This window comes from Mycoplasma tracheobuteonis, from assembly GCF_054456995.1.
Window position 1 is genome coordinate 1 of record NZ_JBTKTG010000018.1, and the last position, 10,118, is coordinate 10,118.

General features: G+C 29.1%; 9 protein-coding genes and 1 rRNA gene. 8 read left to right on the top strand and 2 right to left on the bottom strand.

Annotated features, from left to right (window positions below; all coding sequences use genetic code 4):
• Positions 1 to 103 precede the first annotated feature (103 nt).
• Complete coding sequence (gene serS / locus ACX1M8_RS03070) at positions 104 to 1,369, bottom strand: serine--tRNA ligase (protein WP_458835966.1); 1,266 nt, start codon at positions 1,367 to 1,369, stop codon at positions 104 to 106.
• 374 nt (positions 1,370 to 1,743) lie between these two features.
• Between serS and rpmH the strand changes: the two genes are divergently transcribed.
• From rpmH to rrf, 4 genes are all read left to right on the top strand, one after another.
• A complete protein-coding gene (gene rpmH / locus ACX1M8_RS03075; protein WP_257089135.1) occupies positions 1,744 to 1,890 on the top strand; it encodes a 50S ribosomal protein L34 in 147 nt (48 codons plus the stop codon).
• Between the two features lie 8 nt (positions 1,891 to 1,898).
• Positions 1,899 to 2,243 (top strand): ribonuclease P protein component, encoded by a 345-nt coding sequence (rnpA, locus tag ACX1M8_RS03080; RefSeq protein ID WP_458836775.1) that lies wholly within the window; start codon positions 1,899 to 1,901, stop codon positions 2,241 to 2,243.
• Positions 2,224 to 4,296 (top strand): membrane protein insertase YidC, encoded by a 2,073-nt coding sequence (gene yidC, locus ACX1M8_RS03085; protein ID WP_458836776.1) that lies wholly within the window; start codon positions 2,224 to 2,226, stop codon positions 4,294 to 4,296. The genes rnpA and yidC overlap by 20 nt, the downstream gene beginning before the upstream one ends.
• Before the next feature lie 168 nt (positions 4,297 to 4,464).
• A 5S ribosomal RNA gene (gene rrf, locus ACX1M8_RS03090) occupies positions 4,465 to 4,570 on the top strand.
• A gap of 57 nt (positions 4,571 to 4,627) precedes the next feature.
• Here rrf and ACX1M8_RS03095 read toward each other — a convergent pair.
• Positions 4,628 to 5,179 carry a hypothetical protein gene (locus ACX1M8_RS03095; RefSeq protein WP_458836777.1) on the bottom strand — a complete coding sequence of 184 codons (552 nt, stop codon included), beginning with the start codon at positions 5,177 to 5,179 and terminating at the stop codon, positions 4,628 to 4,630.
• A gap of 70 nt (positions 5,180 to 5,249) precedes the next feature.
• On the opposite strand from ACX1M8_RS03095, the gene ACX1M8_RS03100 reads away from it, so the two are divergent.
• From ACX1M8_RS03100 to ACX1M8_RS03115, 4 genes are all read left to right on the top strand, one after another.
• Positions 5,250 to 7,472: a HinT-interacting membrane complex protein P80 gene (locus ACX1M8_RS03100; RefSeq protein ID WP_458836778.1), complete on the top strand. Its 2,223-nt coding sequence runs from the start codon at positions 5,250 to 5,252 to the stop codon at positions 7,470 to 7,472.
• The gene (locus ACX1M8_RS03105; RefSeq protein WP_458616448.1) at positions 7,472 to 8,749 is read left to right on the top strand and encodes a HinT-interacting membrane complex lipoprotein P60; all 1,278 of its coding nucleotides are present in this window, start codon (positions 7,472 to 7,474) and stop codon (positions 8,747 to 8,749) included. Before ACX1M8_RS03100 ends, ACX1M8_RS03105 begins: the two co-directional genes overlap by 1 nt.
• Positions 8,749 to 9,087, top strand: coding sequence for a histidine triad protein HinT (gene hinT / locus ACX1M8_RS03110; RefSeq protein WP_458836779.1), 339 nt, complete (start codon positions 8,749 to 8,751; stop codon positions 9,085 to 9,087). The genes ACX1M8_RS03105 and hinT overlap by 1 nt, the downstream gene beginning before the upstream one ends.
• 74 nt (positions 9,088 to 9,161) lie before the next feature.
• Positions 9,162 to 10,001, top strand: a complete 840-nt coding sequence (locus ACX1M8_RS03115) for a Cof-type HAD-IIB family hydrolase (protein ID WP_458836780.1) — start codon at positions 9,162 to 9,164, stop codon at positions 9,999 to 10,001.
• Positions 10,002 to 10,118 lie beyond the last annotated feature (117 nt).

Consider the following 10,118-nt stretch of genomic DNA (forward strand, 5'->3'; position numbering starts at 1 on the left):
TATCTGGTATAAAAGCCAGATATTTTAGTGTTGCAATGGAAATTGCATTTTAGTATGTGGAACGATTTTGTTCCACATTTATAGATAAATAACAATTTTTGAATTATTTAATTACTTCCATTCCCATATAAGGTACTAAAACCTTAGGAACTGTAATAGATCCATCTTCGTTTTGGTAAATTTCTAAGATAGCAGCAATAACTCTATCTACGGCAAGCCCTGAACCGTTCATTGTGTGAGCGTATTGTGTTTTACCATCTTCATCTCTGTATCTAATCATTGCTCTACGTGCTTGGAAATCACCCATATAGCTTACAGAAGATGTTTCTCTATATCTTTCTTCTGAAGGTAATCAAAGCTCTAAATCAATTGTTTTACGAGATGAAAATCCTAAATCACCTGTACATAAAAGTAATTCACGGTATGGAATTTCAAGTTTTTCTAAAACATCTTTAGCATCTTCAAGCATAGCTTCAAATTCTTTAATAGCATCTTTTTCGTTTGTAACTTTAACAAGTTCAATTTTCTTAAATTCGTGTTGTCTTAAAATACCACGTGTGTCTTTACCTGAAGAACCAGCTTCAGATCTAAAGCATTCTGTGTATCCTGTAGCTCTAAAAGGTGTAGATAAATCAACTATTTCATTGTTGTAAATGTTTGTAAGAGTAACTTCAGCTGTAGGAATTAAATATTCATCAGCACCATCGATTTTATAAAGGTCTTCTTTGAATTTTGGAAGTTGTCCTGTTCCATATAACATTTTTTCTTTTACTATTACAGGGGTGTTGTATTCGTTGTAACCTTTAGATGTATGAAGATTAAGCATAAAGTTAATTAAAGCTCTTACTAATTTAGAACCTGCGTTTTTATAGACAACAGAACGAGATCCAGATAATTTTACAGCACGTTCAAAATCAATAATATCTAAGTTTTTAGCTACTTCATAGTGAGGTAAAACTCCACGAACAAGCCCACGTCCTAGGTTTGGATGTTCTGCAAGAACAACATTTTCATCTTCGTCAGCACCAACAGGTACTTCAGGTAATGTTTCGTTAGGGATTTGTAAAATTAGTTCTTCGATTCTACTATTAAGACTATCTGCTTGAGTTGTAAGTTCGTTTTCTTCGACTTTAATTTTTGCAATTTGATCTTTTAATTCTTTTAAAGCTTCAGGTTGATTTTTTAATGAACCAAATTCTTTAGAAAGTTTACCTAATTCAGCTTTTTTCATTTGAGCTTGATTCATCATTTGTCCACGTTGCTTTGCAAGTGAGACAAATTCATCATAAATTTTTATATCAAAACCTCTGTTTAAAAGATTTTTTCTAACTTTTTCTTCGTTATTTAAAACATATTTTAAATTTAACATTTAAACCTCTTATTCTAATGGTGATATTATACAACAATTTGAAGTTAATGAATTATCGTTAAAAGCCACGTTTTATGATAATTATGATAAAAATTTATCTATCATTCAGGTTAAATAAGCTAGTTTATTTGCTGTTTAAAAATTATCCTAATTAAATTGAAAGCAAAATAATCATAACTATGAAACTGTTTATAAATTTTTGATTTAGTATACTTGTTAGATAAACTTTTTGATGCTAAAAATAAGCTTAAAAAGTTATAAAAAATAAGTGTTTTATCTTGCTGTTTTGTGAGTATTAAAAAGAGACTTTTTGTGTATAATATAAACACGCTTATATAATTATTGAAAAATCATTCATAATAGGAGGAGAAAATATGAGTAAAAGAACTTACCAACCAAACAAGCGTAAACATGCTAAAGTACATGGTTTCAGAGCTAGAATGAAAACAGCTAACGGAAGAAAAGTATTAGCTAGAAGAAGAGCTAAAGGTAGAAAAAGATTAACAGTTTCTGATAAATAATTTCTAAAATGAAAAAACAATATCGACTTAGAAAAAACTGAGAATTTAACAATGTATTAAACTCAGGCAAGAAAAATTGTCTGGCGAATAAATATCTAATTGTTTATTCAATAAAAAGCGAATCTTTTAGAGCTGGATTAACGGTTCCTAAAAAATTTGCTAATGCAGTTGGTCGTAATTTATACAAGAGACAATTAAGAGCAATAGTACATGAATTAAATTTATATGACTTAAATTATGATTTTGTACTTATTGTTCGCAAGGATTTTATTGAAGCTGATTATGCAACTAAAAAAACAGCAGTAGCTAAAATCTTTGAGAAATTTAGGAAAAATGAAAAAAGCAAACAATAATTTTCAATATTTTACCAATAGTAATGATCCTAAACAAAAAAGAAAAGAAGGCTGAAAGAAATTCTTAAAATGATTTAAGATAATCTTCTACGTTTTTGTTTTTGGATTAACAATTACAGGGTGTGTTCAAGCGTTTGCATTGAAAAATTCATATAACGTAGGGAACGGGATTGAGTTTTACAGATCTCAAAAGGACATCGCCCCTAGAGTTAATACTTTAAAAGAAAAAGAACAAAAAGTTGATTACATCAACAATCAATCAGGCGACAATAAACAAGAAGAAAGTTATACTTACAACTTACTTACAAGTAACACAGAAGCCAACTTTTTCATACGTGATTCTAAAATTTTAGAAGCGCTAAGAGACCAAACTAAATTAAATGGTGGAAACTACGGGCAATCTGGTAAATATTTAGTTTCATTCCAACTACCTAATTCTGAATCTTTAAAAGAAGCTAACTTAGTTACAGAAAAAGATAGTATTTTTGGAACAAAACCTGAAGAAGGTCAACCAATTAAATATTTATTTAGATCTCAATCATCACCACAATACCAATATGTTACAAATGCTAAAACAAGTGACATCTACTTATTTGCTTACAAATATGAATTAGATGGTGATAAAAAAGGACAATTAATCGGAGATATGAGTTCAAAATTCATTTCTCAAGCAACTCAACAAATGCAAGTTACAGATGCTAACGGTAACAAATCAATCGTTTATGTACCTGTAAAAGATTCAAATGGAAATATCGTTATTAGCGAAATTTCAGGTGTGCAAAAAATTAATACACCAGATAATATTGAATTAAAAGCTAATAAGAGCAACTTTACTGAAGCAGAATATAATGCTAACAGAATGTTTGCTAGAGATGTTTTACAAGCATTCTATGAATATTCATTTGGACAAGGTTCTAAATTTGCACAAGAATTAGGAGCTACACCTTCTAAATTTATTAAAGGTTTAGCTGATCAATTACAAGCAAAAGACAATGTAAATACTGGTGCTGTAGATGTAAATACTCCATTATTTACATTAACACCAAAACAATATAGTTTATTAATCCAATATCAAAAAACTATGTCTGAATACTTAAACCAATTACAATACTTTAATAATAGTAATGAATATTCAGATAAGTGATTAAAACTAGCTAGTGAATCAAATAAAGCTAATAAATTTGATTACAATGCAAATATCCTATATTCACAAAATGGTCCAGTTCTTCCATTTGCTGGTGATTATGCAATCCAACCAATTACAAATTGAGGTGAAGCTTGAGGATATGGTCCATTCTACGGATTATTAGTTTACCCTCTATCTGTTTTAATTCAATCATTACGTCAAGCAATGCCTGGATGAGATGGATGAGCCTCAATTATCGCTATTGTTATCGCTATTATACTAACACGTCTTATTGGTCTAGCTATTACATTTAGATCTACCGTTATGCAACAAGTAATGGAAGAACTAAAATACAAAAAAGCTGCTATTGAAGCTAAATATAAAGGCTTAGAGCAAAATAAAGCAATGAAGATGAAAAAACAACAGGAAATTTCAGCTTTATATAGTAAGTATAATATTAACCCTGCCGATCAGTTCGGAACTATGATACTTTCGATGCCAATTTTCTTCGCTATGTGAAGGGTTATTCAAAGTATTCCAGAAATCAAGGAAACGACATGACTTGGAGTTAACTTCGCTTCAATTTCATATAAGAGACTATTTGATGGACAATTAGTTTACCTATGAATATTAGCTGCTGTTGTAATCTTCCAAATTTTATCAATGATGATCCCAAGATTATTAAACAAGAAGAAATTCAAGAGAAGAACAACAATTGCTGAAGCTGAAGCGCTTAAAAAATCAGAAAGAACTCAACGTATTATGATGATTGTATTCACAGTAATTACTGTTATGTTCTCTGCTGGGGTTCAAGTTTACTGAATCTTTGGTTCTATTTGAACTATACTTCAAACGATTTCAATTCATTACTTGACTCAATCTAAATGATTTAAGCAAAAATTCATGTCTAAAGTCTTGAAAAAATAATATGAATCTAGCTCCGGCTAGATTTTTATTTGCCTATGCCATAGGCAAATAAGTATCTAATATGATTTAGAAATAAATAGCTAAAACAATGTTATAATCTAATAACTCTTGACTAGAGAAAAAATAAAAAAAGTATTTTGAAGATTAAAATTTTGATATATACTTTTTACAAGTGATTATAGCAGAGGGGATCACCTGATACCATTCCGAACTCAGTAGTTAAGCCCTCTAGCGCCGACGATAGCAGAGATGTGAAAATAGGGCGTCGCTTATTTTTTTTACAATTTTTTGTAAAAAAAATAACAGAGCAACCTCTGCTATATATCTAATATTATTTAATATTATTCTTTACTTGATCTTTAAAATAATCTAAATAAGGTACATCAACATTTTCAATTTTTAAAACATTGTAATAATAAGGGTTCATTCTAGTGATTGCTTCAAGTTTAATAATTTCATCTTCATCTCGATAAAGATATGACCAAATTGAAGGTTCTTCACTAAATATTTGATCTAATAATAACAAAATATCACACCATCTACCCTTGTTGATTTTTTCTATTATTTTAGTAATAAAACGTGAAGTTACTATTTCTCTACTTGATTCAGTTAAAATATATAAATTAAATACAATATTACCTAGCTGTAGGCTTGGAAAAAAATCATCAAAGCCATTATCAGGTGGTAAATTAAGTTTTTCAGGAAAGAAAAACTTAAGTTTCAATAGTGTAGAAAATGATATTGCAATTGAAATTGGATTTGTAATCATTTCACCATTTAAAGCTTGCTTTAAAGATGTTGAAGTTAATGAATAAACAAACTTCTCTTCTTTAGCTAAAGCATTTAAGTTTTTAAATCCTTCTACTATTTCTCTATATTCCATAATAGAATTATAAATTAATAAATTTGCTATAATTTAAAATATATTTTAAATTAAAGAAAACGAGGTATTAATGGCAAAGAGACAGAAATCATTCTTTGAGCGTTTAACTGAATTAAATGATAGACATGACGAAAAACACGATAAGAATACTACTAACAAAGCCAAAAGAAACAAGTTAACAATTGCTCTTGCTTCTACAATCTTTGTAGGAATTGTGGCTGCTATTACAATTCCTTTAGCGATTACAGTAACTAAAGTAAATTACAAAGATGCGATCCCAAGCGATAAATCAGTTGTTGAATATTTAGGGCCTGATGGGAAACAATTATCTACTACAAATGCAGGAAAATTACAAGAACTTGTAAACACAAAAGATGTTACAGCTTCTAAAGAAATCGAAAACGTATACCGTAAATCAATTGAATATCTTTACAATGAAGAATATAAAGCATCTCAAGAATATCAAAGAATTTGAAATGCTTCACTTCAAGAGGGTGAATCTGTAAACAACTCAATTGGATTAAAATCTCTAAAAGAAATTAGAAGAGATGTTCAAGGTAAAATTGATGATCTTAAGGCAAATCTTAAAAAGAACTACGGATATGAAAACTGAGAAAAACAATTCAACGAAATCTTAAACAAACCTGAATATGGGAATAGTTTAAGCGAAGCTCAAGCTGTTGACTTTTTAGTGTTTAAGCAAATTGAATCTGAAGCATTAAGAAGATATCAACTTGAATACAAAAAACAAACAATAGATTTTATTAACCGTACAGCTAAAACAACAGTCTACAAACTTGATGAAAATGGTAACCAAATCAAAGGTGAAAATGGAAAACCTGTTGTACTATTTGAAAAAGGTGAAAAGGTATTCCCTTACTTTAAAGAAGGTGTAAATTACTTTGTTGATCCTAATAATGCAAACAATGTAACAACATTATTAACTAAGTCATTTGTTGTTGACATAAAAAGAGCTAATAATAAAGTTGAAATTGTTAGAGACTTAAAATCACCTACACCATTTGTTGAAGAATACTTTAACAAGAATAAAGTTGTTTTACCTACAGTTTACAAATTAGCTGGTAAAACAAATAAATCTGATGTATATCAATCATGAGTTTTAAATGATGATAAAGAAAAAGATAAATTAGCAAACTTACTTAAATATAGTATTGTTAAAAATGGTGATTCATTTGCAATTAAGTCTAATATGGAAATCTTAAAAGAAATGAAAACTGCTAAAGACTATGCTTTACAAAACAAGGGACAAAGCAACACATCTTATGATGAAACAGTTAAGAAATATCAAACTTATTTAGGTGCTTTAACTTTAACTGATACAGCTTCATTAGGTACAACAGGACTTACAACTGCTGAAGAATTATTAAGTAAATCTGTAGAACAAGGTTTAGGAATATTTGCTGAAGCAATATTTGGAAATAATGTAGCTTCAAACATTCCTTCAATTGATTTATTTACTTTAAAAGATGACTATATCAATAACATTGAGAATCAACCTGCTATAGTAGCTGCTTTAAAAGATATTTTACCTAAAGCTCAAGCTGCTCAAACTGAAAGAGAGGCTGCTGATAAGCTTAATGAATTTAATAAAGTAGTTGATAGAGTAGTTTCTAATATTAAAAAAGAAGCTATGCCTAAGTTCTTTAATCAATTTTACAATTGAGAGTTTGCCGTAGAAACATCTAAAGGTAATGATGCAAGCAAAAAAGTACCAGTTGTAATGCAAGTTAATGGAATGGATAAAGCTTATTTACTACTAACTGATTCAGAAATTTTATTAGCTAGATATGAATCAATCGAAAGTTTAGATGCTTTCAAACAATTTATCGCAAGTGATGCTGAAAACTATGCTGCTGGAAACAAAACATACTTTAATGTGACAAACAAATTATCACCTAAAGTAAGTTCTGAATTTGTTGTTAATTCATTAATTAACAATCCAGACTTTAATGCATATATTCAAACACAAAAGAGCACAGAAAATAAAAACTATACCGAAGAAAACATCAATGAAATTAAAACAGCTGTAAACAGTATTTTAGTAGGAAAAGAAACACAAAAATTATTAGACTTACTTAAAAATGTAGATAAATGAGTTAAAACTCAATTTGCTACAGGAACAAGTTATAACTTTGAAGTTGTAGATGGTTTAGCTAAATTAGTTTACTCATATGGAGATGCTCCTGTAATGAGTGAAAAGTCAGCATTAGATACAATTTATAGTTACTTAAGTCAAAACTTATGAAAATCAACAACAGAAGGAGATAAATAATGAAATTCAGATCTAAAAGCTTATTATTTGTAGCTCCTGCTGTGGCAATGCCTTTAGCTATGGTGTCTTGTGGAACTGATAAAGACACTGATGCAAAAAGACAACAAGATGCTGACTTCAAGAAGGATTCAGTAACACAAATCATCGAAAATCAATGATTAGAATCAACTCTAAAGAACTTATATTCAGTTGCTCAAGATAAAAAGTTAATTGAAAACGATGCTTATAAAGCAGATGCATATGCAGCATATACAGCTTATGTAGCACGCGAAAACTTAAAGAACAACCCATTCTACTTATTTACACAATTAAACATTTGAGCAGCTTCAGGTATTTTATCTAAAGATGATCAAGCTGCTTTCAAAGATTTTATTAGTGGTAAAGATAATGTTGCAGATGGAAGTTCAAGTCCTTATTATAAAGCATCAGTAAGTCAAGAACAATTTAACGTTTTATACAACAACAAAGACACAAAAGTAGCTTATGTTGTAAATAAACTATTATTAGTTAATAAATACTTCCAAATTAATTCATTAGCTGATTTAGAAAAAATAGATCAATCTTCAGCTTCACTATATAAAGCAAAATTCCAATTAGATCAATTTAACTTAATCAATTATGTTATAAACAATAAGTCAGTTCAATTATGACAATATGAAGATAAAAATGAAAATAACATTTTTACAATGGCTAACTATCAAATTGATTCAGTGCAAGAATATCAAGACTTAATTAAGAAATCAACTTCAGCTGGTGATACAGCTACAAGTGCTTTATTAATTAATCAAAGTGCTCCATATCAAATGACTTTAGGTGGTTACAAAGGAATTACAACAAATCCATATAGTCTTTCATATTCAGTTGATGATTTATTAGAAAAGACATCAGATGAAATCGTTGTAGGTTTCTATGATGCTGTAAATAATAAGATTGTATCTGTAAATCCTGATACTAAGAAATTAGCTTCATCTATTCCTGTTTCAACAGATGGAACAACAATTAATGTTGCTTACATGAGTCAAATTGTTCCTGTTGGTAAAAAAGTAACTAAGAAAGTTACAGAAGATGGAAAAGAAAAAGAAGTTGAAGAAAAAGTACTTTCATTCGATGAAACACCATACAAAGATAGCTTAAATCAATTAAGAATCTTACTTGCTGTAAGTGATGAAAAACTATTTAAGAAAGCCCAAAAAGCATTTGTAGACTTAGGTTATGTTGTTAAAGTAGATGATGCTTTAAAAGCTAAAACAGAAGGGTTAATAATAGTAGCTAAATAATGGATTCAATTTTTACAAAGATTATTAAAAGAGAAATTCCAAGTAAAGTGCTTTATGAAGATGATAAAGTCATTGCGATATATGATGCTTTTCCTCAAACAGAAGGACACTTTCTTGTAATACCTAAAACTCCAGAAGAAAACATCTTAGCTAATAGCGAAGAAGATTTCTTATATGCTATGAAAAAAGCTAGAGAACTAGCTAATCAAGAGGTAATTGAAAAAGGAATACCTGGTTTTAAAATTGTCATAAATACAGGAAAAACAGCTGGTCAAGTTGTTTTCCACACACATATTCATGTTATCCCATATCGTGAATCAGATTCAAAATCTAAATAATAATTTTAACCAAAATACCTATTACATAGTGATTTTGGTTTTTTTCTGCGAATAAAACAATAGAAAGAGGACATATGAAAATAGCTTTTGCATATGATTTAGATGGTACATTACTAAGAAAAGATAATACCATCCACCCAAAAACAATGGAAGGTCTTAAAAAAGTACAAAAATCAGGAAATGTTAATATTATTGCAACAGGGAGAGGCCTACAAAAAGTACTTCCATTACTCAAAGATGGTACTATCAAATATGTTGATTATGTAGTTTGCTCAAATGGAGCCTTAATATATGATGTTAATAAGCAAACAAAGATAGTGCTTAACACAGTTCCTAATCAAGTTTTCTATATTCTTAAAGAAAAGGCTTTAGAAAATGATTTAATCTTAACTGTAGACACAATAGATTACAATGGTTCTTATTTACCTAATAATAAGTTCCCTAAATGAATGTCTAAAGAACAAATTATGGATATGAATATCTTAAATATCGCGACATTAGACTACTTAGAAAGTGTTGTTTTAGCTAAAGAAAGCGTAATTACACAAATAGCTTTAAGAAATCCTTTTGAGAAGGCAGAAGCTATTACAAATGATATTAGACAAGCTACAAAAGATCTACCTTGTGTTGTATATTTAACAAATTCTGTTTATACAGATGTAAACCCACAAGGTATTTCTAAATTTGTAGGTGTTCAAAAAGTATTAGAACTTTTAGGGCTTGATGATAGTACTTTAGTAGCATTTGGCGATAGTGGTAATGATGTAAATATGATTAAAGGGGCTAAATTAGGAATTGCAGTAGGCAACGCTACTAAAGAGGCTAAGGAAGCAGCTGATTTAGTTATAGAAGATCACCAAACCGGAACAATAGGAAATACATTAGTAAATATAATTAACAAAGGCACAATTTAGTGTCTTTTTTGTTACATTTAGATTATTTATTCGACTATGTCTGTGTAGTATAACTTAAAATATGATGCTATATATATTTTTGTGTAAATTCATAAATTATTAAAAATGGCAAAAGAA